This is a genomic window from Comamonas jiangduensis (genome assembly GCF_030162955.1).
GTDB classification, from domain to species: Bacteria; Pseudomonadota; Gammaproteobacteria; order Burkholderiales; family Burkholderiaceae_C; genus Comamonas; species Comamonas jiangduensis.
Genome location: NZ_JARXOV010000001.1, coordinates 139,595 through 162,273 on the forward strand (window position 1 = coordinate 139,595; position 22,679 = coordinate 162,273).

Sequence of the window (22,679 nt, forward strand, 5' to 3'; positions counted from 1 at the left end):
ACATGACCCCAGACACACACCAACCCGTGCCTGCCGGTGATGTCACCGGCACCCCCGTGCTGCGCGTGCGCAACCTCAGCGTCACCTTCGACACCTACAAGGGCCCCGTGCACGTGCTGCACGACGTCTCCTTCGACATCTTCCCCGGCGAAATCCTGGGCGTGGTGGGTGAATCCGGCGCCGGCAAGTCCATGACCGGCTCGGCCGTCACCGGCCTGATCGAGGCACCGGGCCGCATCTCCGGCGGCACGGTGGAGCTGCAAGGCCTGCGCATCGACAACCTGCAGGGCGAAGACCTGCGCCGCATCCGCGGCAAGCGCATCGGCACCATCTTCCAGGACCCACTGACCAGCCTGAACCCGGTCTACACCGTGGGCGATCACCTGGTCGAAACCATCCGCACCCACCTGCCGGTGAGCGAGAAGGAAGCCGAAGCCCGCGCCCTGGCGCTGCTGGAAGAAGTGGAAATCCCGCATGCCAAGGAGCGCATGGCGCAGTACCCGCACCAGTTCTCGGGCGGCATGCGCCAGCGCGTGGCGATTGCCCTGGCGCTGTGTGCCGAGCCCGAGCTGATCATTGCCGACGAGCCCACCACGGCGCTCGACGTGTCGGTGCAGGCGCAGATCATTGCCCTGCTGCGCCGCGTGTGCAAGGAGCGCGGCGCCGCCGCCATGCTGATCACGCACGACATGGGCGTGATCGCTGAGACGGCCGACCGCGTCATGGTCATGTACCACGGCCGGGTGCTGGAAACCGGGCCCGTGCGCCAGGTGCTGGACGCCCCGCGCGACCCCTACACCCAGGTGCTGATGGCCGCCATCCCCAGCGTGCACCAGCGCGTGGAACGCCTGCCCGTGCCCGAAGTGGGCGGTGGCCCGGTCGCCAAGGCCGTGCCGTGGACGCCCAAGCCCGAAGATGCTGCACGCAGCAAGAACCTGGTGGAAGTCAAAGACCTGTGCAAGGACTACGACCTCTCCTCTGGCTGGCTGGCGCGCATCTTGGCTGGCGGTGAAAAGAAGATCCTCAAGGCGGCCGACCACGTCAGCTTCAGCATCCGCAAGGGCACGACCTTCGGCCTGGTGGGCGAATCCGGCTCCGGCAAATCCACGGTGGCACGCATGGTGGCCGGGCTGACCCCGCCCACCAGCGGCCAGATCCTGTTCGACGGCGTGGACAAATGGAGCCCCGCGGCCAACACCGTGGCCATGCGCCGGCGCTTCCAGATGATCTTCCAGGACCCGTACGCCAGCCTGAACCCGCGCTGGACGGTGGAGCAGTTGATTGCTGAACCCCTGGTGGTGCTGGGTCTGACCTCGGGTCCCGCCGAGACGGCCGAGCGCGTGCAGGAAGCCCTGCGCCGCGTGCGCATGAAGCCCGACGACGCCAAGAAGTATCCGCACCAGTTCTCGGGCGGCCAACGCCAGCGCATCGCCGTGGCGCGCGCCCTGGCCAGCAAGCCCGAGTTCATCATCTGCGACGAGCCGACCTCGGCCCTGGACGTGTCCGTGCAGGCCCAGGTGCTGAACCTGATGCGCGACCTGCAGGACGAGTTCGGCCTGACCTACCTGCTCATCAGCCACAACCTCGCGGTCATCCGCCACATGTGCGACGACATCGGCGTCATGCAGCGCGGCAAGCTGGTGGAAGTGGGCGATGCGCAGGTGGTGCTGGACGATCCGCAGCATGCCTATACCAAGGATTTGATGGCAGCGATTCCGGACATTGCGCACGTTCATTGAACGTGGGGCAGCTGGGGGACCGCTGCTTTCACAACTTGGTTTGGATGAGAAGGCTCACGGCTTCGGCTGTGGGCCTTTTTTGATTGTTGGTGTTTTTGGCTTCTGGCGCTCATCTAGCAAGCGCTGGTAGCTATGTTCTTTTTGTTTTGCTTCTTGGTTTGGCTTTTGCGGTGTGTTTGTTTGCAGAGGCCGCTTATCGCGCGGCGGCGACCCGATTTCTTTTGCTTCGTCAAAAGAAACCGGGGAAAGAAAAGACGACGCTTGCAGCGGGCTTGTCCGGCAGAACTCGCTGCGCGCTTGCAGCGCTACGCTCAAACAGCCGCCGGAAATATGCAGGACATCCACGAAGTAAGGCGCGACGCTTGCGCGCGCATCACTTAACTCACGTAGTGAGCAAAACGGACGAAGTTATGTTCGTGAAGTTTTCTTTTTATTTGGCGGTTTTTTGTACTTGGATGAATTGTCTAAGCAGTGTTGGGTGACTTGCTTCACCCAAGGCTCATACCAATACCAGTTGTCGACAACTTGGGTCCCGAGACCTTTGGATGGATTTTTGGCGTCGAGCTTTTGCCAAAGTTCAGTATGGTGATGCATTGAAAAACTCAGATAGCCAGCTTCATGCATTTTTTCGACAACTTGTTTTGGTAAAAACTTCGGCTTTTCAGTTTCTTTTATAACTGCATAGCTTTTGTTGATATTTTTTGCTAAATCTGAATCAGCCTTAATGAATTCGATAACTTTATCAGCTTGGCCTTTATGGTTTGCTGTTTTAGGAACAAACAATATACGATAAGAGAATTTTGGATCATCAAACTCTTCTTGAGTTAATTCCGAGTCAAAGTCATTGATAAAAGTTTCAATATTTTTTGGAAGCCCTGGTGCCTCACGAAGAGCATTCCATTGATCAGTGTTAATTGCTGAAAATTGCAAACTAAATGATAAATGTTTTTCAATACCAAATTCCTCGCCAAAATGCTTTTTAATTAATTCATTGTAATTTAAACAGCAAGCTTGAAATCTTGCACTCAAGTGTTCATCTAAACGACTAGTCATTTGATGCTCAATTTCATGGCGGAGACCAATTAGAAATCGTAAATTTTTTGAAGCTGCAGAATCAACTGGTGATAGATCATCATTTAAACATCGCTCTAGCTCCCAGAATTTAAAAGCGCCTTTAGACGTTTTGTCAAACTTTTTTCGTACTCCAATTAATTTAAAATATCTATACTCAATTTCTAATTTTCTGTAATAAGCATGAAGTAAATATGTCCATGCAATAATAATAAGTACAATAAATATTTCTGATTTAAATGTGATTGAGGGATTGTTGAAAATTTGAACTGCTGCTAGAGCGGCTTCCCTAGATTTTTTTACAAGCTCATTTGAAATTGAGCCTACTTTACGTATTCTTTGCATTTTTTGCATCTCCTAATTCTTTTTTGTTTGTATATGTAAATTTTGAATTCTATGAGATGTGAAGCATGTCCCACGCGCGCGCAAGCGTCGCGCGGACCAGGAATAAAAAATCAAATCTCCGGCGGCTGTTTGAGCGAAGCGCTTGTCAAGCGCGCAGCGAGTTCCGCCGGACAAGCCGCCTGCAAGGCGCGCGTTTTCTTTCCCCGGTTTCTTTTGGCAAGACAAAAGAAATCGGGTCGCCGCCGGTCGACTACCGGCTCCTGTCTTAAAACAAAGCAAGCCGTAAAAAAGACAAAAGGCCTGAAGCCCCCAACAAGGTTTCAAGCCTTTTATGCCGCTAACGCTGACGTATCAAGCGCCACCAGCTACGCTTTTAGATCAAGCAGCCTCCGCCATCGCGGGCACCGGCTTCGCCCGCCGCGCCTGGGCCGTCAAGGCGCAGCCCATGGAGGCGGTCATGATCAGGCCAACCGCCACGCACTGCGTGAAGCTCAGCACCTCGCCCAAAAACACCAGGGCCAGGAGCGCGGCCACGGCGGGTTCCATGCTGGTCATGGTGCCGAAGACGTGCTTGGGCAGGTGCTTGAGGGCGAACAGCTCCAGCGAGATCGGGATGGCGCTGGAGATCAGGGCCACGCCCAGGCCGGTCAGCAGCACGCTGGGCGACAGCAGCGCGGCACCTGCATGCGCCACGCCCACGGGCACCACCACCAGGGCGGCCACTGCAGCGCCCAAGGGGGCGGTGATGCTGACGGGCAGGTGACCCACGCGCTTGCCAAAGACGATGTAGCAGGCCCAGCCGATGGCGCCGATGCTGGCGTAGGCAATGCCTGCGGCATCGAGCGTGTGCACATCATGGCCCAGGGGCAGCAGCAGGCCCAGACCGATCACGGCCAGCGCAATCCACCCATAGTCCAGCGGCCGGCGCGATGACCACACGGCCACACTCAAGGGGCCTGCAAATTCGATCGCCACGGCAATGCCAAACGGCAGGGTACGCAGTGCCAAGTAAAACGACAGGCACATGATGCCCAGCGTGGCGCCGTACAGCGCAATCGAGCGCAGGTCTTGGCGTGCAATCGGGGTGCGCCAGGGACGCCAGAACAGCAGCATGAGCGTGGCCGAAAAGCCCAGCCGCAGCGCGGTGGTGCCTTGCGCGCCCACTTCGGGGAAGAGGGCGTTTTTGGCCCACGACGTGCCGGTGCACAAGAACACGATGGAGCCCAAAATGGCCAGTATGGGAAACAAATAAGCGAGGCGCTGGGCAGACATAGAGCGTGAATGTAGCGCTTTGGTGCGGGGCCTGCTACTTGCAGGGGTGGCCGGGCGGCGGCGCATGCCGCAGGTGCTGTGCAGCGTGTGACAAAAGCAGTGGGGTGGCAGTGGTTGGCTGCCGGGCTGAAGAGCGGATTTCGCAGCGGGCGGGTGCGCAGGACGGCAAGCTGGTTTGTAAGCCTTTTCATGCGCCAGCGCTTGTCGGGAAAGCGCTGGCTGCTATTTTTTCTGCTGCCAAGGGCTGAGTGCGCACCGCGCCCCTGTGCTTTACAGCCAGCGCCGCACCTGCGCGCGATAGCGCTGAAACTCGTCACCAAAAATCTGCGCCAGTGCGCGCTCTTCGGGGGCAATCTGAAAGCGCTGGATGTACAGCACAAAGGCCAGCACACCCAGTAAGGCCCAGGGCGCGGCCAGGTAGCAGGCCCAGGCCAGCAGCAGCAAGGCAAAGCCCACATACATGGGGTTGCGCGAATAGCGGTACACGCCCGTGCGCACCAGGCTGGAAGCGGTGTCTGGCTTTAAGGGGTTGACGGTGGTGTGCGCCTGCCGAAAAGACCACACCCCCGCCACACAAAACGCTGCACCGGTCAGCAGCACCAGCAAGGCCATGCCCCAGCGCAGCGGCGCAGCCAGTGCCAAGATGGGGCTGTACTGCGCGATGCCCCACATCAGCAGGGCGCAAGCGGTAGCGACCAGTGGCGGGGGGATTTTGTGTTCCAAGGCGTGCATGCATCACTCCGGGTAGGGGGACAGTTAGAAAGTTGCCAGCATGAAGCTTGAAGTCGCTGCAAGGTCAAGCAGCTGGAAAGTGCCTGAAAAATGCCTGCATGGGTTGCCGAAGCTGAGGCAGTCTGCAGAAAAAAATTTGTGGCATGGGTTTAAGGTGTTTTTGGCCCTTGGCGCAGGTGCAGCAAGCGCTGAAAGCTCTTGCATTGATAGCTGAGATGCATGCATGGAACCGCTTGACCTTCCCACCATGTCAAGGCTTACGCTGCCTGCATTCCCTAGACACAAGGAGTTGAACCATGCAATTTCAGATTGACAGCATGACCTGCGGCGGCTGCGGCCGCAGCGTGACCAAGGCGATCCAATCCGTGGATGCCGCCGCGCAGGTAACGGTGGACATCCCCACCCACACGGTGCAGGTGCAGACCACGGCCCCGCAGGCCGCAGTGGTGGCGGCGCTGGAAGAGGCGGGCTACCCCGCGCAGGTGCTTTAAGCGCTGCCTCCGTGCAATAAAAAAGGCCATGTGCGTTGGTACATGGCCTTTTTTTGTGGATGGCAGAGGGCGTTGGACCGCAGCGCAGCCAATGGCTAATGCTGCTTGGGTGGGCAGCAAGTTGCACCGTCTGCAGGTTGAGCGCTGTCCGTGCGGTTTGGATTGCCGCAGGTTGGTGGAGGCGGTGCGCAGAGGTCGGCCGTCTCCAGCCCTTGCAGGATGGGGCAGTCGGGCCGTTCATCGCCAGCGCAGCAGGCGGTCAGTGCCTGCAGGGTGTCGGACATTTGCTGCAGCTCCTGAATGCGCCGCTGCAGGTCCTGGATGTGCTGCAGCGCCACGCGCTTCACGTCCGCGCTTTTGCGACTGCGGTCGCGCCACAGGTCCAGCAGGTCGTGAATCTCCGCCACCGCAAACCCCAGATCGCGCGCGCGGCGGATGAAGTGCAGCATGTGCACATCCGACTCGCTGTACGCGCGGTAGCCGGACTCGGTGCGGTGGATGGGCGGAATCAGCCCCACCGACTCGTAATAGCGAATCATCTTGGCCGACACGCCCGAGGCCTTGGCCGCTTCTCCGATGTTCATGGGCTTTCTCCGAAAATTTTCACAGTGCACCGATGGTTGGGAACATGTGGCACTGCGCTGGCACTACGGCAGACCTGCCGCAGCGCTGCTGCGCGACAGGTCGGCATCCATCTCCTGACGCGCCGTGGATGTTTGAGCGGTGCGCTGGTACAGCGCACAGCGAGTTTCGCGGCGGGTAGGTCCAAGCGCATCTTTGGTGACTTTCTGGGCGCACCCAGAAAATCACTCGGCTGCCGGGATGAACTCCCGGCCTCTGCCGTCAAAGACGGGATGGTCGCAATCGATCAGGCCGCAGCCTCTGCCATCGGCGCCTGAAAGCTGCGCAAGCGCAAGGCATTGCCCAGCACAAACACACTCGACAGTGCCATGGCACCGGCCGCAAAAATCGGCGACAGCAGGACACCATACGCGGGATAGAGCGCGCCGGCGGCCACGGGGATCAGCGCCGTGTTGTAGGCAAAGGCCCAGAACAGGTTCTGCCGGATGTTGCCCATGGTGGCCTTGGACAGCGCAATCGCATTCGGCACGCCCTGCAGGTTGCCGGACATCAGCACCACGTCGGCGGCTTCCACGGCCACGTCGGTGCCGGTGCCGATCGCGATGCCGACATCGGCCGCGGCCAGCGCGGGGGCGTCGTTGATGCCATCGCCGACAAAGGCGACATGGCCGTGCGTGGCCTGCAGCTGCTGCAGCGTGGTCACCTTGCCTTCGGGCAGCACCTCGGCCACCACTTCATCAATGCCCAGGCGCGCGGCAATCGCCTGCGCGGTGCGGGCGTTGTCGCCGGTGATCATGATGACCTTCAGCCCCAGGGCATGCAGGGCGGCAATGGCGCCGGGCGTGCTGGGCTTGATGGGGTCGGCCACGGCGATGATGGCGGCCAGTTGCCCATCGACCGCCACGTACAGCGGCGACTTGCCTTCGCTGCCCAGGCGCGCCGCCGTGGGGGCGAAGCGCGCCACGTCCAGCCCCAGGGCGTGCATGAAGCGGTCGGCGCCGACCTCGACGCGCTGGCCCAGGGCCGTGGCGCGCACGCCCATGCCGGTGATGGAGGCAAAGTCGCTGAGGGCGGGCACGGTCAGCTGCTCGTGCTCGGCGGCTTGCACGATGGCGCGGGCAATCGGGTGCTCGGAGCGCGATTCGGCGGCCGCGGTCAGCGCCAGCACCTGGGCGCGGTCAAAGCCCTCGGCCACTTCCAGGTCGGTCAGCGCGGGGTGGCCTTCGGTCAGGGTGCCAGTCTTGTCCACGGCCACGGCCTGGGTGTTCTTCAGCAGCTGCAGCGCCTCGCCCTGGCGGAACAGCACGCCCAGCTCGGCGCCCCGGCCGGTGCCCACCATGATGGACGTGGGGGTGGCCAGGCCCATGGCACAGGGGCAGGCGATGATGAGCACGGCCACGGCATTGACCAGCGCAAAACTCAACGCCGGCGCGGGGCCGAACACCAGCCACACCAGGAAGGTGAGCACGGCGGCGGCCATCACGGCGGGCACGAACCACAGCGTGACCTTGTCCACCACGGCCTGGATGGGCAGCTTGCCGCTCTGGGCCTGCTCCACCAGCCGGATGATCTGGGCCAGCACGCTGGCGCTGCCCACGGCCGTGGCGCGCAGGGTGAAGGCGCCGGTCTGGTTGACCGTGCCGCCCACCACGCGGTCATCGATGGTTTTGGCGACGGGCACGGGCTCGCCGGTGATCATGGATTCGTCCACATAGCTCTGGCCTTCCCGCACCGTGCCGTCCACGGGCACGCGCTCGCCGGGGCGCACCTGGATGAGGTCGCCGGTCTGCACGTCGGCCGCTGGCAGCTCCACCCACTGCCCGTCGCGCTGCACGCGCGCCGTCTGCGGCTGCAGGCCGATGAGCCGCTGTATGGCCTGCGAGGTGCGGCCCTTGGCGCGGGCTTCCAGCATGCGGCCCAGGAGGATCAGCGCGACGATGACGGCGGCGGCCTCGAAGTACACATTCACCGTGCCTGCGGGCAGCAGGCCGGGCAGGAAGGTGGCCACCAAGGAATAGCTGAACGCCGCCAGCGTGCCCACGGCGACCAGCGAATTCATGTCTGGCCCGCCGCGCAGTAGCGCGGGCAGGCCCTTGGTGTAAAAGCGCCGCCCGGGAATCAACAGCACCAGCGTGGTCAGCACACACTGCAGGTACCAGCTGTTTTGCAGGCCGATGGTGCCCGCCACCCAGTGGTGCATGCCGGGGATCAGGTGCGAGCCCATCTCCAGCACAAACACTGGCAGCGCCAGCACCGTGGCCAGGGTGAAGTCGCGCTGCAGCGCGGCGTATTCGGCTTCCTTGTGTGCAGCCTGGGCCTCGGCTTGCGCCCGCGCGGCCTGGGTGTCGATGGGTTGGCCGGGGTAGCCGGCCTTGTCCAGCGCGGCCAGCAGGGCCTCCAGCGTGGCGCTGCCTTGGACCGTGGCGCGCTCGGTGGCCAGGTTCACCTGAGCCTCGGTCACGCCGGGCACTTTTTTCAGTGCACGCTCTACCCGGCCGACGCAGCTGGCGCAGGTCATGCCTTCCACGGCCAGCTCGATGGTTTGGCTAGGCACTTCGTAGCCGGCTTTTTCAATCGCTTGCACCACGGCGGCCATGTCGAGCTTGCCCGCGGGCTGGATGTGGATGCGCTCGGTGGCCAGGTTGACGCTGACTTCGGCCACGCCCGGTACTTTGCGCACGGCTTTTTCGACCCTGCCCACGCAGCTGGCACAGCTCATGCCTTGCACGGGCAGGCTGAGAGCCGCAGTGGCGGAGGGTGAAGCTGGAGTGGGGGTGGGGGCATTCATACGCAGAACCTGTATCTCGAAGAGAAGGAATGGAGGCTAGCCTAATCCTTGACATCATGGGAAGGTCAAGCGCAGGGGTATGGCGCTGCTGCAGGGGAGAAAAAAGGCCAGCAGCCATTGCAAGCCTTTTTGGTGTTTAGCGCTGATGCAGCAAGCGCTGGCAGCTATGGTTTGTGTATTGAATGCGTGGAACGCATCGAACGCATCAAAGCAAAGATTTGGCGTTGTCCAGCACAAAGTCGCAGGCTTTTTCCTTAAGGTCGCCTTGGAGCTTGTCCATGCTGAATGTTTGCCCGTTGCTGCCGGTAATCATGCCGCCCAGGCCCTGCAGATAGCCCGGGTCTTTGGGCGCCTGTTGCTGCTGCGTGCCCATGCCCAGTTTGCCCAGCAGCTGGGCTTTCACCTGTTCGGCCTTGTTGGGGTTCAGGTAGTTGTTTTTCAGGCAATAGGTGATCACACCCGCCGCATTGCCGACCGAGCCCGATGCCGGTACGCCCAGCGAAGACAGTAGGCCTCCTGCGGCGGCGCCACTACCGCTGCCCAGCAGGCCGCCCAAGGCCGATGTGCTGCCGCTGCTTTCTGCGGGGGTGCCGCTGCCGCCCAACTGCGTGGCTTGCTGGCGCAAGGTGTCGCCCCAGTTGGCAGCTTGGGCGGTCCAGGCAGCGGCGCACCAAACGGTGCCCAAGGCGATGCTGCGTATCCAATGTTTCATAGCTCACTCCCCAAAAGGATTGCAATGCACACAAGTTACCACGCAGTGCGATCGCAGGGCTGTGGGCGCATGTAGCCATTTGCAAAATGGGCGGTGGTGGGGGCGTGTATGGGGGGCCAAAGCTCGTAGGGCAGTGCTTTCCCGGGGCACCTACGGGGGGGCTGCGCAGGGAGCGGCGTGTGGATGGCTGGTGGCCAGAGCCTCGGTTGGAGTACATAAAAAAAACAGACCTCCAAGGCCTGTTTTTTATATAGAACCACGCTGCAAGCGTTGCCAATGTGGCAGTGCTGTACGTTCAGCGGTTCACGGGTGCTGGCGCCGTCACCGCTGGCGTTGCCGTGCTTGGGGTTGCGCCAGCGGGGGCGCTGGGAGACTTGGTAGCCAACGGGGCGAGCGTGGTGCGCACGGTGCGGCTGCCCTGCGGGGGATGGGGGAAGTCGCTCAGCGCTGCATCGAACAAGATGTTCCAGATCACGTTGTCGTCCATCCAGACTTCATCGTAGGCGGCCGACGTTTCGTAGACGATTTTCTGGCTTTGCTGGTCGCGCAGCACCAGCTTGACGCCACGGTAATACACCATGGGCGGGGTATCCATCCATTGCATGCCCATTCCGACGCGGGGGCCGCCCCAGCCCATGCCAAAGCCGAAGCGTGGGCCGTAGAACCAGTCGTCATACGCCGGATGGTAGGCGCGGCCTTGGCTGGCGTTGGCGCCAACTTGCACGACCAAGCGGGCCAGGTCAGGGCGTGGGTCGCGCGTCAGGCCCACGCGCTGCAGGGCTTTTTCGGCGGCAGCCTCCACCTTGGCAAAGCTTTGCTGCTGGCTTTGGGACGGCAACAGTTCCATGCGGTAGGTGGCTGGCAGCGTGATTCCCGCCATGCTGGAGTAGCTTTGGACGCTGGACGTGATCTCACGGGGGCCGCTGGCACAGCCCGCTAACAATGCAGCACCGGCAATCAGTGCAGCGCAGGCCCAGCGACGAGATGGGGGGAGGTGGTTCATGGGAGGTACTCCTCGTTCATGGTTGTTCTTTGCCTGAACGTCAGAGCAACGATACACCGAGCAAGTTCCTGGTGCATGCAGGCCGAGCGCTCAAAGCCGGGTTTTGCATAAAAAAAGCCCCGTCAGACGGGGCTTTGAACAGAAGGGGCGCGCTGTGTGTGGCGGCGATTTAGCCAATTTGCACCACTTGCACGCCACCGGGCAGGGTGGGGGCGGTGGGCAGCTCTTCATGGTCAAACGCCATGTCGCCGTTGGGGTCGGCAATGCCGGTGGCCTTGGCGTCCTTGAAGTTGTGCAACTGGGGATCCATCATGTGCGTGGTCACGATGTTGCCCATGGCGCGGAACATGCTCTCGATGCGGCCGGGGAACTTCTTGTCCCACTCGCGCAGCATATCGCCCACGGCCACGCGCTGCAGGCCGTCCTGGCTGCCGCACAGGTTGCAAGGAATGATGGGGAAGTTCTGGTACTGCGCCCAGCGTGCGGTGTCCTTTTCTGGCACATAGCACAGGGGGCGAATCACCACGTGCTTGCCGTCGTCCGATACCAGCTTGGGCGGCATGCCCTTCATGCGGCCGCCGTAGAACATGTTCAGCATCAGCGTCTGCACGATGTCGTCGCGGTGGTGGCCCAGTGCTACCTTGGTGCAACCCAGGCGGTCGGCCACCGAATACAAAATCGCACGGCGCAGGCGCGAGCACAGGCCGCAGGTGGTCTTGCCCTCAGGAATCACGCGCTTGACCACCGAGTAGGTGTCTTGCGTTTCGATGTGGTAGTCCACGCCGATGGACTGGAAATACTCGGGCAGGATGTGGTCAGGGAAGCCGGGCTGCTTTTGGTCCAGGTTCACGGCCACGATCTCGAACTTCACCGGCGCGCGTTTTTGCAGCTTGCGCAGGATGTCTAGCAGGGTGTAGCTGTCCTTGCCGCCGGACATGCAGACCATGATCTTGTCGCCTTCTTCGATCATGTTGAAGTCCATGACCGCACGGCCGACTTCACGGCACAGGCGCTTTTCCAGCTTGATCTGCTCACGTTCGATCTTGATCTTGCCGGGCTTGGCCTCGGTAGCAGCATCTGCGGCGGGGTTTTCGGCAACGGCTTCTTCGGCCATCCAGGGGTTTTCGGTCACAGCATTCATGGGGTTCACCATTGTCCGGTTTCGACGCGAATGGCTACTTCGCAGTCGTCAAAAATCTCTAACTTGGCAATCTTCACACGCACGCCCAGCACGCCGGGCAGTGCCATCAGGTTTTGTGCCAGCACACCGGTCAGGCGCTCCAGCAGGTCGGTATGACCGGCGGTGCACGTGTCGATGATGGCGTTGCGCGCCAGTCGGTAGTCCAGCACCTGGGCAATGTCATCGCTGGCGGGCAACAGGGGCTGCACACCCATGTTCAGCTCGGCATCGACCTGAATGGGTTGGGCTGCCTCACGCTCGAAGTCAAGAATGCCCAGGCGTGCGTTCAAGCGCAGCCCTGAGAGAGAAATCGTGCGTTGGCCGGTGGTAACCGATGACATAGTGGGTGCCCAGAGCGCCGCTGGCAGGCCTGCATCTTCTGGCAATTTGCGTATCAATCTTGGTGGGAGGGCACCGTCAACAACCCCCTGTGTACTGCGGCTTGCGCCGTTTTGGCACGCAGCGCGCTCCGCTGGGGTGACAATGCAGGGGTCATGACAGAACCCACAATTTTAACGAACGCATTGCGTTTGCATATCGACAAGGCCATTGCCCAAGCGGGTGGATGGATAGGTTTTGACCAATTCATGGCCCTGGCCCTGTACACGCCGGGGCTGGGTTACTACGCGAATGACACGGCCAAGTTTGGGGCCATGCCGGATTCTGGCAGCGATTTTGTGACCGCACCCGAGCTGTCGCCCGCCTTCGGCCAACTGCTGGCCGCGCAGGTGGCCGAGGCCTTGGCCCAGACGGGCACCCACGAAGTCTGGGAGTTTGGCGCAGGCACGGGCGCGCTGGCCTTGCAGGTGCTGGACGAACTGCAGCGCCTGGGCGTGGCCATTGAGCGTTACACCATCGTCGATCTGTCGGGCACGCTGCGCGCTCGCCAGCAAGCGCGTTTGGTCGCGCACGCCCCCAAGGTCGTGTGGGCCAATGAACTGCCCGCGCATATGCAAGGCGTGGTGATTGGCAACGAGGTGCTGGATGCCATGCCCGTGCGCATCATCGCCCGCGTCAATGGCCAATGGTACGAGCGCGGGATTGCCGTGGAAGAGGGCGAGCTGGTCTGGGCCAACCGCCCCACCGACTTGCGTCCGCCGCTGGAAGTAGAAGGCGAGCACGACTACGAAACCGAGATTCACCCCCAAGGCGAAGCGTTTATTCGCACGCTGGGGGAGCGTTTGCAGTGCGGCGCGGCCTTCTTTATCGACTACGGCTTTGGCGAAGGCGAGTACTACCACCCGCAGCGCCACATGGGCACCATGGTCTGCCACTACCAGCACCAAGTCGACAGCAATCCGCTGGATAAAGTGGGCCTCAAAGACATTACCGCCCACGTTAACTTCACGGGCACCGCCGTGGCGGCCCAGGACGCGGGCATGGAGGTGCTGGGCTACACCACGCAGGCGCACTTTCTCATCAACTGCGGTCTGCAAGCCAAGCTTGATGCGATGAGCGCTACCGAGCGCCCCAGCGCCATGAAGCTGATGCTGGAGCACGAGATGGGCGAGCTGTTCAAAGTGATTGGCCTTGCCAAGGGCGTGGAGCCTTGGGATGCCCTGGGCTTTGTGCGCGGCGACCGCACACACCGTCTCTAAGCCACGGAGCCCTGCATGATCCGCTGGATGCTGCTGATCTTTATCCTGCTGGTGCTGGTCAACAGCACGTCGGGCATCTTGCGCAAAGTGGGGCTGGGGCGGCTGCCGGGCGATTTCACCTTCCGCCTGCTGGGGCGCGAGGTGTTCATACCCTTTGCCAGCGCGGTGCTGGTGACGGTGCTGCTCTTCAGTACCATCAAGCTGGTGGCTTGGCTGTTTTGATGTAAATGTATAGCTGCTAACGATTGCTGGATAAGCGTCGGGCGCATATTTGGCATCTAACCTTCAACTGCATGCGGCGTGGGATGGCGGCTTGCAAAACGGCGCACCGTCACCATGTGTAGGTTTTGCACAAGCCCTGGAGCTGCCATGACCGTTATGGACCCCCTGCACATCGTGTGCCCCCATTGCCACAAAACCAACCGCGTAGCCCAAGCAGCGATGGGCAGTGCGCCCCACTGCGGCAGCTGCCACCAAGCCCTGTTCACGGGCGAGCCCGTGCAGCTGGATGCAGACAGCTTGGCCAAGCATGTGGGCCGCAGCCATATCCCCGTGGTGGTGGACTTTTGGGCGCCGTGGTGCGGCCCTTGCCGCATGATGGCACCGGCCTTTGCACAGGCCGCGCAGCAACTCTCCCCCCAGGTGCGCTTGGCCAAACTGGATACCGAAGCCCACCCCCAAGCCGCAGCGCCCTACGGCATCCGCAGCATTCCCACCATGATTGTTTTTAACGGCGGCAAGGAAGTCGCCCGTATTTCCGGTGCTTTACCGGCGGGCGAAATTGTGCGCTGGGTGCAGTCGGTGGTGTAAAGGCGCGCGTGGCAACTGCAGTACCGCCGAGGTTTTTAAATGATAGCTGTGGACGCTTGCGCAGCCTGCGTTAGAAGTGCTTTTATGGCATGCAATAGCGCAGTGATATCCGCTGGGGTGGTGTGCCACGCCACCGATGCTCGTACCACGGCGTCTAAGCCCCGGCCTTGCATGTCCAGTGGCGCAAAGCCCATGCCGCTAGCGGCAACCTGAATGTTGTGGCGCAGCAGGGCGTGCTGTACTTGCGCGGGCGTTGATCCTTGCACCGTGAACGCCACGATGGCGCAGTCATCGGGTGCTGAAGGCAGGTGACGGAGGGTGACACCGGGCACCGCTGCCAAGGCGCTACGCAGTTGGCTGGCACGCTGGGCAATCGTGGTAAAGCGCTCGGGCCAGCCTTGGGAGGCAGCCTCCTCCAAGGCGGCGAGCCAACCCAGTTTGAGTGCGATGGAGGACTCTGACTGCTCCAGCACCCGGGCATCGTGGCGCAATGCGGGGCCTGCAGCGGTGATGGGGCAAGAGACGTGGTCCACGGTCATGGGCTGCAGTTGGGCGGCAAAGCCGGGCTTGAGGTACACCAAGCCTGTGCCTCGGGGGCCGCACAGCCATTTGCGTCCGGGGGCCGTCAGCGCGTCGCAGTGCAGCGCCTGCACATCCACCGGAATATGTCCCAGCGCCTGCGCCGCATCCACCACATAGGTGATGCGGTGGCGGGCACACAGCTGGCCCACGGCAACGGCGTCATAGATGGTGCTGCCATGGGCGGGCACCCAGGTCAGTGCGATGAGACGCACCCGCTCATCCAGCATGGCTTCAAGTGCGACCAGATCGATGGCGCCATCGGGCGTGCAGGGCATGGTTTGCAGCACACAGCCGGTGCGATTTTGCAACTGCAGCAGCATGGCGTAGTTGCCGCCCCATTCGCCGGGAGCAACCAGCACACGGTCGCCGTGTTGCAGCGCCAGCATACCCACGACCGCGCACCAGCCGTGGGTGTTGCCGGTGGTCAGTGCAATGTCTGCCGGCTGGCAGTGCAGCAGTGCGGCCAACTGGGCGTACAGCGCCTGCAACTGCGGCTGTGCCTGCTGCGCTGCGGCGTAAGGGCCTGCGTGCTGCTCACGCTGCAAGTGCGCGGTGATGGCGTGCAAGGCACGGTCGGGCATGAGACCGGCAGCGGCTTGGTTGAAGTAATGCATGGCACAAAAGCAGCACAAACTGCGGGAAAGCGAACAGGGCTTCATCCTAGCGCAGGGGTCTGGTCACTCCGTCCTTCAGAGGGCGGGTGCTGCCTTGGTGGCCTCAGGCAGTGGTGAGTGCAGCGTCTGGGTTGATGGTGGTTGCTCCTTCCACCTGCAGACAGTTGCGGCCAGTTTTTTTGGCCAGATACATCAGTTGATCGGCACGCTGCAGCGCCTCTTGCAGGTGCTCCTGGGCGCGCAGTCGTACCATGCCAAAGCTGGCTGTCACTTGCCGTTGGGGCTCTGGCGGGCACCAGCAGGCGCGCGCCATCTGGGCTTGGATGCGCGCTATCAGTTTTTGGGCTTGCTCAACGGTGGTGTGCTTGAGCGCCAGCACAAATTCATCGCCACCCAGCCGTGCGGTGACGTCTGCCTCTCGGACCAAGCTTTGCAAAATGTGGCCAAACTGGCGCAGCACCTCATCCCCGACGGCATGGCCGTACTGGTCGTTGATGCCTTTGAAATGATCCAGATCGCACATCACCAGCACACGAAATCCTCGGGCATAGGGCGTGGGAGTGCAGCCTTCTTCAAAGGCCCGGCGGTTGACTAGGTTGGTTAAGCCATCATGATCCCGCTCTGCGCGCAGCTTGGCCGTGGAGTCCGCCAAAGCGCAGGCGATGAGTGCTGCGGTATAGATTGCAATGACTGCCAGCAGCACCATCAGATTGACCCGTAAAAAGGTGATCTCGGTGAGCGGGCCCAAGGGCGCTGGCGTGGCTGTGAGCAACCCCACAGGGCGCAGCCACATCAGCAGTGTGGCCAGCGTAAACAGGGTCACCGCAATGCGATCGGCGGTATGGCGTTGCGGCGCCTTCCAAACGCGTGGCACAACCAGGGACAGCACCATGGCCATCGAGAGCGCGACGATGGCCCTGCGCGCGACCGTGTCAGGGGTGTGGAGGGTGTACCAGGCGATGCCGCCCAGCATCATCAGGCCGATAGCCCACAGGGCATAAGACGGCACGGTGCGGCCCATGCGTATTGCAATGGCACGTGCAGCGTATATCGCTGCCAGCAAATACAGGCTTGCAGCGCCTGCGGCGACCAGAAACCCAGGGTTGGTGCCGCCGAAAATGTCTGTGGCGAAGGCCAGCGTTACCAGCGCGTAGCTGCTTGCTTGCCGCAGCAAATAGCGGTGTGCGCGCAGAAAAAAACTACCGATGGTGCAGGCAGTAGCGAGCAGCAGCAGAAAGACCGGAATCGCGACGGCATAGTAGTGAAAGCTCGTTGCATGCATGGGAACCTCGCTCATCGACATGGAGGGCGGCAAAGCGGGCTTTGTCTGGTGGTGGGGCAGCGTCGCCGTGCTTAGGGCGTGCGCAGGGCGCGCAGCTCTTCATCGCTGAACACCCGCGAGCGTGTGAGGAAGGCTTTGCCTTCGGGCCCCTCCAGCGACAGCGTGCCGCCGCCGTGGCCGTCAATCACATCGATGATGAGTTGCGTGTGCTTCCAGTACTCAAACTGCGAGGTGCTCATGTAAAAGGGCAGGCCACCGATCTCGCCCAGCTTCACATCACCCGGGCCAATGGTCAGCTCCCCCTCGATGTAGCAGTTGGCGGCGCTGTTGTCGCAGCAACCGCCGGATTGGTGGAAGAACAAATGGGGCCCGTATTTGGCCTTGAGCACCTCAATCAGCGCCAAGGTGGCGGGCGTGGCAATGACGCGATCGACCATGGGTGCTCCTTGTTGAAAAAGATAGCTGCTAGCGCTTGATGGATAAGCGCTAGTGGCTGTTTTTATTACAATTTTAGGATGGAGGTTGGTGCGGTTGGCCGGTGTAGCACCTCGCCTGCGGGGTGCTACACCCACCGTTTAGAAGAACCCCAGTTTGGACTCGGAGTAGCTCACCAGCAGGTTCTTGGTCTGCTGGTAGTGGTTGAGCATCATCTTGTGGTTCTCACGCCCCACGCCGGATTCCTTGTAGCCGCCAAACGCTGCGTGCGCGGGGTAGTGGTGGTAGCAGTTGGTCCACACGCGCCCCGCCTTGATGCCGCGCCCCATGCGGTAAGCCACGTTGCCGTTGCGGCTCCAGACGCCCGCGCCCAGGCCGTAGAGCGTGTCATTCGCCAGCTCCAGCGCTTCGGCTTCGGTTTTGAAGGTGGTCACGGCCAGCACGGGGCCAAAAATTTCCTCCTGGAAGATGCGCATTTTGTTGTGGCCTTTGAAGATGGTGGGCTGCACGTAGTAGCCCCCTTCCAGCGCACCGCCCAGCTGGGCCTGGGCGCCGCCAATCAGCACTTCGGCGCCTTCTTGTTTGCCCAGATCGAGGTAGGACAAGATTTTGGTCAGTTGCTCCTTGCTGGCCTGCGCGCCCATCATGGAGCTGGGATCCAGCGGGTCGGCATGCTTGATAGCGGCCACGCGCTGGAGCACCCGTTCCATGAACTTGTCGTAGATGGACTCGTGAATCAGCGCACGTGATGGGCAGGTGCAGACCTCGCCCTGATTGAAGGCAAACAGCACCAGACCTTCGATGGCCTTGTCCAGAAAGCTGTCGTCCTGGTCCATCACATCGGCAAAGAAAATGTTGGGCGACTTGCCGCCCAGCTCCAGCGTGGCCGGAATCAGGCTGTTGGCGGCGGCCTGGGCAATCACGCGGCCCGTGCTGGTGGAGCCGGTGAAGGCAATCTTGGCAATGCGCTTGCTTTGCGCTAGCGGCATGCCTGCCTCGCGGCCAAAGCCGTTGACGATGTTGAGCACACCCGGTGGCAACAAATCACCAATGATGCCCATGAGCACCAAGATCGAGATGGGCGTTTGCTCGGCAGGTTTGAGCACCACGCAATTGCCTGCGGCCAGCGCAGGGGCCAGCTTCCACGCTGCCATCAGGATGGGGAAGTTCCACGGAATGATCTGCCCCACCACGCCCAGCGGCTCATGGAAGTGGTAGGCCACTGTGTCGTTGTCGATCTGGCTGATGCCGCCTTCCTGCGTGCGGATGGCCCCCGCAAAGTAGCGAAAGTGGTCGGCGGCGAGCGGAATATCGGCGTTCAGCGTTTCGCGGATGGCTTTGCCGTTGTCCACCGTTTCCACATAGGCCAGCAGCTCTTTTTTGGCGTCAATGCGGTCGGCAATCTGCAGCAAGATATTGCCGCGTTCGGTGGGGCTGGTTTTGCCCCAGGCATCGGCAGCGGCGTGGGCGGCGTCCAGCGCTTTTTCAATGTCGGCGGCGGTGCCGCGTGCAGCCTGGGTGTAGACCTTGCCGGTGATGGGTGTGGTGACGTCGAAATACTGCCCCTCGCTGGGGGCCACCCATTGACCACCGATGTAGTGGTCATAACGGTTTTGGTAGGTGTGTAGCGCGCCGGACTGACCGGGAAGTGCATAGGCCATGGGAAAACCTCCAGAACAAAGCAAACAGGAATGGGTGGGTGTGGGCATGCGCTGCAAAGTGACGCCCGACCTGTGCATATTCCGCCTTGTTCCAGAGGCTGCGTTTAGCGGTTTTCCCTTGCTGGAAACCCCGTAGCGTATTGGCTTACAACGCCGCCAAAGCCTGTGCCACGGCCTGCGTGCGTGCGGCGGTGACTGCTTCGCCAATCGCTTTGCCTTGGAGGCCTTGCTGGGCGGCGGCTTGGGCAATCGGCGCCGTGTTGACCGCCAGCGCGGCGTTCAGCGCGGCCTGTAGGCGCAGACGCTGGGGGTAGGGCTGGGCTTGCAGACCCGTGCGGCCCCGGGCGTCGCATTCGCAGGCCAGCAATGCTTCAGTAAAGCGCTCGGGTTTACGGATGGCGTCGCAGCGCTCCAGCAGGCGCATCACGGCGGCGGCGTTCAAGTCGCTGCTGCGGTGGATGTTGCCGTGCTCGCGCGCCACCACGTCGGCCAGCTCCTTGCAGTCGTTGGGCACGCGCCAGCGGTCGCAGACTGCTTGGAGCAGCCGGGCGCTGCGCTGCTCATGGCCAATGTGGCGCGGCAGCATATCGGCGGGTGTGGTGCCTTTGCCAAAGTCGTGGCACAGGCAGGCAAAACGTACCGTGAGCGGTGCATGCAACTGCGCGGCCATGTCCAGCACCAGCATGGCGTGCACGCCGGAGTCCACCTCGGGGTGGTACTCGGGGCGCTGCGGCACACCCCACAGGCGGTTCAGCTCGGGCAGGATGACTTGCAAGGCACCGCAGCTGCGCAGCACCTCAAACATGCGCGAGGGTTGGGCTTCCATCAGCCCGCGGCGGATTTCCTGCCACACGCGCTCGGGCACCAGGTGGTCGGCCTCGCCAGCTTGCACCATCTCGCGCATCAGTTGCAGCGTTTCGGGGGCGACGCTGAAGTCCTCAAAGCGCGCCGCAAAGCGGGCGACGCGCAGGATGCGCACCGGGTCTTCGCGGAACGCGTCGGTCACATGGCGCAGCAGTTTGGCTTGCAAATCCGCTTGGCCGTTATAAGGGTCAAATACGGCTCCAACGCCCGCCCAGTCTGCGGGGGCTGCTATGGCATTGATGGTCAAGTCACGCCGCGCCAAGTCTTCTTCGAGTGTGACGTCGGGCGAGGTATGCACCACAAAGCCGCGGTAGCCCACACCGCTTTTGCGCTCGGTGCGCGCCAGTGCGTATTCCTCGTGGGTTTGGGGGTGCAAAAACACGGGAAAGTCTTTGCCCACGGGCGTAAAGCCTTGGGCTGTCATGTCTTCGGGGGTGGCGCCTACGACCACCCAGTCGGTGTCATGAAAAGGGCGCTGCAACAGGCGGTCGCGCACGGCGCCGCCGACCTGGTAAATCTTCATGCCAGCAAGTGTAGAGGCGTGTGCGCGGGAATGGGCTTTGTTGCTAGAGTTGCCCCCTTCTTGCCTTGTTTGTGCGTGCTGCCATGTCCCTGCTTGCTTCTTTGACGATTGCCCAACTGAACCCCGACGGCAGCGTGCCCGTGCCTGAGGCGCCAGATGCGCAGGCCCAGGCAGCAGCGGCTGCCCTGGAGCGCCAGGCGCAGTGGGAGGCCATGCAGGCGCAGATGAAAGAGCTGCAAGCGGTGCTGGCCATGCCGCTCAAAGACATCTTGGCCGAGCACGACAAGCTCAAAAAAAATGCTGCCGCCTGGGATGCCTACGCCGCCATGTGGATGCTGGGCCAGCGCGCCATGCGCCGCGTGGCCATGGACTTGGCGGCCAAACAGGGCGTGAGTGAAGAGGATGTGGTCAAGCAGGCCTTGGCTTATGCCACCGATGTGTTGAACAGCGAGGGCGAAGACTTGGGCGGCTCGGTGGCACCTGCACAGCTGGAGCACATTGGCCGCCACAAGCCGTTTTTGCGCCAGCAGTTCAAATAGGCAGACAGCGGGGCGGTGCATGCCCCAAGCGCGCAGGGGACGTACGCGAGCGTGCTGTAATTTCGCCCATGCATACGACCGCACTTGTGATGTTTTCGGGTGGACAAGATTCCACCACCTGCCTGGCCCATGCGCTTTCTCAGTACGAGCGCGTAGAAACCTTGGGTTTTGACTACGGCCAGCGCCATAGCGTGGAGATGACGCAGCGCCTGCGCGTGCTGGAAAAAATCCGTACCGACTTTGCGCAGTGGGCGCCCAAGCTGGGGGACGACCACGTGCTGAGCCTGGATGTGCTCAAGCAAATTGGCGGTTCTTCGCTGACCGATGATGTGGCCTTTGCCATGCAGGCCGATGGCTTGCCCAACACCTTTGTGCCGGGGCGCAATCTGCTGTTTTTGACACTGGCGGGGGCGCTGGCCTACCGCCGTGGGCTGCAAGTGATTGTGACCGGCGTTTGTGAAACGGATTTTTCAGGCTACCCGGATTGCCGGGACGACACCATGAAAGCCATGCAACTGGCGCTGAACCTGGGGTTGGAGCGCCGCCTGCGTATTGCCACGCCGCTGATGTGGATTGACAAGGCCGCCACGTGGCAGATGGCGCATACGCTGGGGGGAGAGGCGCTGGTGCAGCTGATCGTGCAAGAAACCCACACCTGCTACGAAGGCACGCGCGATGTGCTTCACGATTGGGGCTATGGCTGCGGCACCTGCCCTGCCTGCGATCTGCGCGCCAAGGGCTGGCAGCGCTGGAAGCAGGTGCAGGCGGTGTAAGTGGGGGCAAACGTTTAGCGCTGCGTGCGGTAAGGCTCGTCTTCTGGCACAAAGTCGTGCTCGGCCAGCGCGGCGTGTATCCACTCCTGCACCGCTGGCAGTGCACGCACGCGGTCCATATAGGCGCGAATGGCGGGTGGCACGGGCAGGTCGTAGGTGTGCAGGCGCATGCACACCGGGGCAAAGAACGCATCGGCCATGCTGAAAGCGCCAAACAGCATGGGGCCGCCGTGGGTTTGCAACTGGGTGCTCCACATCTCGACGATGCGCGCCACATCCGCGCGCACACCGGCTTGCTCGGCCCAGACTTTGGCGCCCACCTCGGGCAGATGGGCTTCGATGTTCATGGGGCAGTGGCTGCGCAGGGCGGTAAAGCCGCTGTGCATTTCTGCGCACAGGCTGCGTGCGCGGGCCCGGTCGGCCACCGCGCGGGGCCACACGCCGGCGTGGGGGAAGGTTTCTGCCAGATATTCGGCAATCGCCAGCGTGTCCCACACGGCCAGGCCGTCGTGTACCAGCAGCGGCACATTGCCCGTGGGGCTGAGCGCCCGCATGGTCTGCTTGAACTGGGAGCTGGGCGCAAAGCTGTCAAAGCGCACCATGACTTCCTCAAAGGCGATGCCCAACTGGTGCATCGCCACCCAGGGGCGCATCGACCATGAGGAGTAGTTCTTGTTGCCAATGTACAGCTGCAGCATGGTGCGCTCCTTAAAGGAAAGCATAGCGCCTAGCGCTTGTAATGCTTGGGTTTGAAGTGGATAGCTGTTGCAAACCTTTGAAGTACCAGCGCCTTAAGCTTCTTTTTTTGCACGGGGGCGCAAACTGGCCTGGGCGGCCTGGGTTTGTTCCACCATGTGCGACAGCCACACCTGGCTCTCGGGCAGGTCAAACAGAAAGTCCCAGATAGCATCGTGCTGGCGCGGCGTGAGGCTGCGTGGGCCATGCTTGCGCATGTGGCGCTGCAGGCGTTGCACCTCGTCAGGCGTGAGCGGCTCGTGCATGGGGGTTAGCGGGGGGCGCTGCAGCAGCAGACGCTGGGGAACCGATTTCTTTTTGCGAACAGGCATACCAATAGTCTAAGCA

Annotated in this window: 24 protein-coding genes and 1 pseudogene; 8 read left to right on the plus strand and 17 right to left on the minus strand. The window is 61.9% G+C overall.

What is annotated here, in order from left to right:
- Positions 1-2 precede the first annotated feature (2 nt).
- On the plus strand, positions 3-1,739 hold the full coding sequence (locus QEP12_RS00605) for an ABC transporter ATP-binding protein (protein WP_284213036.1): 1,737 nt from the start codon (positions 3-5) through the stop codon (positions 1,737-1,739).
- Positions 1,740-1,793: 54 nt separating this feature from the next.
- Here QEP12_RS00605 and QEP12_RS00610 read toward each other — a convergent pair whose 3' ends face one another.
- The 4 genes from QEP12_RS00610 to QEP12_RS00625 form a co-directional block, all read right to left on the minus strand.
- Positions 1,794-2,084 (minus strand): hypothetical protein, encoded by a 291-nt coding sequence (locus QEP12_RS00610; RefSeq protein ID WP_284213037.1) that lies wholly within the window; start codon positions 2,082-2,084, stop codon positions 1,794-1,796.
- Positions 2,085-2,147: 63 nt separating this feature from the next.
- A complete protein-coding gene (locus QEP12_RS00615) occupies positions 2,148-3,164 on the minus strand; it encodes a DUF3644 domain-containing protein (protein ID WP_284213038.1) in 1,017 nt (338 codons plus the stop codon).
- Between the two features lie 369 nt (positions 3,165-3,533).
- Positions 3,534-4,427, minus strand: coding sequence for an EamA family transporter (locus QEP12_RS00620; RefSeq protein WP_284213039.1), 894 nt, complete (start codon positions 4,425-4,427; stop codon positions 3,534-3,536).
- A 270-nt stretch (positions 4,428-4,697) separates the two neighbouring features.
- A complete protein-coding gene (locus QEP12_RS00625) occupies positions 4,698-5,159 on the minus strand; it encodes a methyltransferase family protein (protein WP_284213040.1) in 462 nt (153 codons plus the stop codon).
- A 40-nt stretch (positions 5,160-5,199) separates the two neighbouring features.
- Here QEP12_RS00625 and QEP12_RS00630 point away from each other — a divergent pair, with 40 nt between their 5' ends.
- Positions 5,200-5,373 carry a hypothetical protein gene (locus QEP12_RS00630; protein WP_284213041.1) on the plus strand — a complete coding sequence of 58 codons (174 nt, stop codon included), beginning with the start codon at positions 5,200-5,202 and terminating at the stop codon, positions 5,371-5,373.
- Between the two features lie 82 nt (positions 5,374-5,455).
- Positions 5,456-5,650, plus strand: a complete 195-nt coding sequence (locus tag QEP12_RS00635) for a heavy-metal-associated domain-containing protein (protein WP_284213042.1) — start codon at positions 5,456-5,458, stop codon at positions 5,648-5,650.
- Positions 5,651-5,856: 206 nt separating this feature from the next.
- On the opposite strand, the pseudogene cueR reads toward QEP12_RS00635, so the two are convergent.
- The 6 genes and pseudogenes from cueR to QEP12_RS00665 all read right to left on the minus strand — a co-directional run.
- Positions 5,857-6,234: pseudogene (gene cueR, locus QEP12_RS00640) on the minus strand (Cu(I)-responsive transcriptional regulator); the annotation flags it as partial.
- A 284-nt stretch (positions 6,235-6,518) separates the two neighbouring features.
- Positions 6,519-9,020, minus strand: a complete 2,502-nt coding sequence (locus QEP12_RS00645) for a heavy metal translocating P-type ATPase (RefSeq protein ID WP_284213044.1) — start codon at positions 9,018-9,020, stop codon at positions 6,519-6,521.
- A 205-nt stretch (positions 9,021-9,225) separates the two neighbouring features.
- Positions 9,226-9,732: a YjjA family protein gene (locus QEP12_RS00650; protein ID WP_284213045.1), complete on the minus strand. Its 507-nt coding sequence runs from the start codon at positions 9,730-9,732 to the stop codon at positions 9,226-9,228.
- 295 nt (positions 9,733-10,027) lie between these two features.
- A complete protein-coding gene (locus QEP12_RS00655) occupies positions 10,028-10,735 on the minus strand; it encodes a DUF4136 domain-containing protein (protein ID WP_174862420.1) in 708 nt (235 codons plus the stop codon).
- A gap of 169 nt (positions 10,736-10,904) precedes the next feature.
- Entirely contained in the window at positions 10,905-11,876 is a 972-nt protein-coding gene (gene ttcA / locus QEP12_RS00660; RefSeq protein ID WP_431308047.1) for a tRNA 2-thiocytidine(32) synthetase TtcA, read from the minus strand.
- A gap of 5 nt (positions 11,877-11,881) precedes the next feature.
- A complete protein-coding gene (locus QEP12_RS00665) occupies positions 11,882-12,256 on the minus strand; it encodes a dihydroneopterin aldolase (protein WP_045267681.1) in 375 nt (124 codons plus the stop codon).
- 246 nt (positions 12,257-12,502) lie between these two features.
- Here QEP12_RS00665 and QEP12_RS00670 point away from each other — a divergent pair, with 246 nt between their 5' ends.
- From QEP12_RS00670 to trxC, 3 genes are all read left to right on the plus strand, one after another.
- Complete coding sequence (locus QEP12_RS00670) at positions 12,503-13,513, plus strand: class I SAM-dependent methyltransferase (RefSeq protein WP_313603862.1); 1,011 nt, start codon at positions 12,503-12,505, stop codon at positions 13,511-13,513.
- A 15-nt stretch (positions 13,514-13,528) separates the two neighbouring features.
- Positions 13,529-13,735, plus strand: a complete 207-nt coding sequence (locus tag QEP12_RS00675) for a DUF2905 family protein (RefSeq protein WP_174862422.1) — start codon at positions 13,529-13,531, stop codon at positions 13,733-13,735.
- Positions 13,736-13,882: 147 nt separating this feature from the next.
- Positions 13,883-14,323, plus strand: a complete 441-nt coding sequence (gene trxC, locus QEP12_RS00680; protein ID WP_174862423.1) for a thioredoxin TrxC — start codon at positions 13,883-13,885, stop codon at positions 14,321-14,323.
- Between the two features lie 35 nt (positions 14,324-14,358).
- Here trxC and QEP12_RS00685 read toward each other — a convergent pair whose 3' ends face one another.
- From QEP12_RS00685 to QEP12_RS00705, 5 genes are all read right to left on the minus strand, one after another.
- Entirely contained in the window at positions 14,359-15,519 is a 1,161-nt protein-coding gene (locus QEP12_RS00685; protein ID WP_284213047.1) for an aminotransferase class V-fold PLP-dependent enzyme, read from the minus strand.
- A 103-nt stretch (positions 15,520-15,622) separates the two neighbouring features.
- Positions 15,623-16,801 carry a GGDEF domain-containing protein gene (locus tag QEP12_RS00690; protein WP_284213048.1) on the minus strand — a complete coding sequence of 393 codons (1,179 nt, stop codon included), beginning with the start codon at positions 16,799-16,801 and terminating at the stop codon, positions 15,623-15,625.
- A 71-nt stretch (positions 16,802-16,872) separates the two neighbouring features.
- Positions 16,873-17,238, minus strand: a complete 366-nt coding sequence (locus QEP12_RS00695) for a DUF779 domain-containing protein (protein WP_174862426.1) — start codon at positions 17,236-17,238, stop codon at positions 16,873-16,875.
- 138 nt (positions 17,239-17,376) lie between these two features.
- Positions 17,377-18,897, minus strand: coding sequence for an acetaldehyde dehydrogenase ExaC (exaC, locus tag QEP12_RS00700; protein ID WP_284213049.1), 1,521 nt, complete (start codon positions 18,895-18,897; stop codon positions 17,377-17,379).
- 145 nt (positions 18,898-19,042) lie between these two features.
- On the minus strand, positions 19,043-20,284 hold the full coding sequence (locus QEP12_RS00705; protein ID WP_284213050.1) for a multifunctional CCA addition/repair protein: 1,242 nt from the start codon (positions 20,282-20,284) through the stop codon (positions 19,043-19,045).
- Positions 20,285-20,367: 83 nt separating this feature from the next.
- Between QEP12_RS00705 and QEP12_RS00710 the strand changes: the two genes are divergently transcribed.
- Both QEP12_RS00710 and queC read left to right on the plus strand, forming a co-directional pair.
- Positions 20,368-20,823 (plus strand): hypothetical protein, encoded by a 456-nt coding sequence (locus tag QEP12_RS00710; RefSeq protein WP_284213051.1) that lies wholly within the window; start codon positions 20,368-20,370, stop codon positions 20,821-20,823.
- Positions 20,824-20,891: 68 nt separating this feature from the next.
- Positions 20,892-21,596 (plus strand): 7-cyano-7-deazaguanine synthase QueC, encoded by a 705-nt coding sequence (gene queC / locus QEP12_RS00715; protein WP_284213052.1) that lies wholly within the window; start codon positions 20,892-20,894, stop codon positions 21,594-21,596.
- Between the two features lie 14 nt (positions 21,597-21,610).
- On the opposite strand, the gene QEP12_RS00720 is transcribed toward queC, so the two are convergent.
- Together QEP12_RS00720 and QEP12_RS00725 are read right to left on the minus strand one after the other, a co-directional pair.
- The gene (locus tag QEP12_RS00720) at positions 21,611-22,294 is read right to left on the minus strand and encodes a glutathione S-transferase family protein (protein ID WP_284213053.1); all 684 of its coding nucleotides are present in this window, start codon (positions 22,292-22,294) and stop codon (positions 21,611-21,613) included.
- A 93-nt stretch (positions 22,295-22,387) separates the two neighbouring features.
- A complete protein-coding gene (locus QEP12_RS00725) occupies positions 22,388-22,663 on the minus strand; it encodes a hypothetical protein (protein WP_284213054.1) in 276 nt (91 codons plus the stop codon).
- Positions 22,664-22,679: the final 16 nt, after the last annotated feature.

Coding starts and splice junctions, on each gene's coding strand:
- QEP12_RS00670 (WP_313603862.1), top strand. CDS start 12,503: ATGGCCCTGGCCCTGTACACGCCGGGGCTGGGTTACTACGCGAATGAC.
- QEP12_RS00630 (WP_284213041.1), top strand. CDS start 5,200: ATGAAGCTTGAAGTCGCTGCAAGGTCAAGCAGCTGGAAAGTGCCTGAA.
- QEP12_RS00645 (WP_284213044.1), bottom strand. CDS start 9,020: ATGAATGCCCCCACCCCCACTCCAGCTTCACCCTCCGCCACTGCGGCT.
- QEP12_RS00705 (WP_284213050.1), bottom strand. CDS start 20,284: ATGAAGATTTACCAGGTCGGCGGCGCCGTGCGCGACCGCCTGTTGCAG.
- QEP12_RS00605 (WP_284213036.1), top strand. CDS start 3: ATGACCCCAGACACACACCAACCCGTGCCTGCCGGTGATGTCACCGGC.
- QEP12_RS00650 (WP_284213045.1), bottom strand. CDS start 9,732: ATGAAACATTGGATACGCAGCATCGCCTTGGGCACCGTTTGGTGCGCC.
- QEP12_RS00720 (WP_284213053.1), bottom strand. CDS start 22,294: ATGCTGCAGCTGTACATTGGCAACAAGAACTACTCCTCATGGTCGATG.
- QEP12_RS00675 (WP_174862422.1), top strand. CDS start 13,529: ATGATCCGCTGGATGCTGCTGATCTTTATCCTGCTGGTGCTGGTCAAC.
- QEP12_RS00665 (WP_045267681.1), bottom strand. CDS start 12,256: ATGTCATCGGTTACCACCGGCCAACGCACGATTTCTCTCTCAGGGCTG.
- trxC (WP_174862423.1), top strand. CDS start 13,883: ATGACCGTTATGGACCCCCTGCACATCGTGTGCCCCCATTGCCACAAA.
- QEP12_RS00655 (WP_174862420.1), bottom strand. CDS start 10,735: ATGAACCACCTCCCCCCATCTCGTCGCTGGGCCTGCGCTGCACTGATT.
- QEP12_RS00725 (WP_284213054.1), bottom strand. CDS start 22,663: ATGCCTGTTCGCAAAAAGAAATCGGTTCCCCAGCGTCTGCTGCTGCAG.
- QEP12_RS00615 (WP_284213038.1), bottom strand. CDS start 3,164: ATGCAAAAAATGCAAAGAATACGTAAAGTAGGCTCAATTTCAAATGAG.
- exaC (WP_284213049.1), bottom strand. CDS start 18,897: ATGGCCTATGCACTTCCCGGTCAGTCCGGCGCGCTACACACCTACCAA.
- QEP12_RS00685 (WP_284213047.1), bottom strand. CDS start 15,519: ATGCATTACTTCAACCAAGCCGCTGCCGGTCTCATGCCCGACCGTGCC.
- ttcA (WP_431308047.1), bottom strand. CDS start 11,876: ATGAATGCTGTGACCGAAAACCCCTGGATGGCCGAAGAAGCCGTTGCC.
- QEP12_RS00635 (WP_284213042.1), top strand. CDS start 5,456: ATGCAATTTCAGATTGACAGCATGACCTGCGGCGGCTGCGGCCGCAGC.
- queC (WP_284213052.1), top strand. CDS start 20,892: ATGCATACGACCGCACTTGTGATGTTTTCGGGTGGACAAGATTCCACC.
- QEP12_RS00695 (WP_174862426.1), bottom strand. CDS start 17,238: ATGGTCGATCGCGTCATTGCCACGCCCGCCACCTTGGCGCTGATTGAG.
- QEP12_RS00690 (WP_284213048.1), bottom strand. CDS start 16,801: ATGCATGCAACGAGCTTTCACTACTATGCCGTCGCGATTCCGGTCTTT.
- QEP12_RS00620 (WP_284213039.1), bottom strand. CDS start 4,427: ATGTCTGCCCAGCGCCTCGCTTATTTGTTTCCCATACTGGCCATTTTG.
- QEP12_RS00710 (WP_284213051.1), top strand. CDS start 20,368: ATGTCCCTGCTTGCTTCTTTGACGATTGCCCAACTGAACCCCGACGGC.
- QEP12_RS00625 (WP_284213040.1), bottom strand. CDS start 5,159: ATGCACGCCTTGGAACACAAAATCCCCCCGCCACTGGTCGCTACCGCT.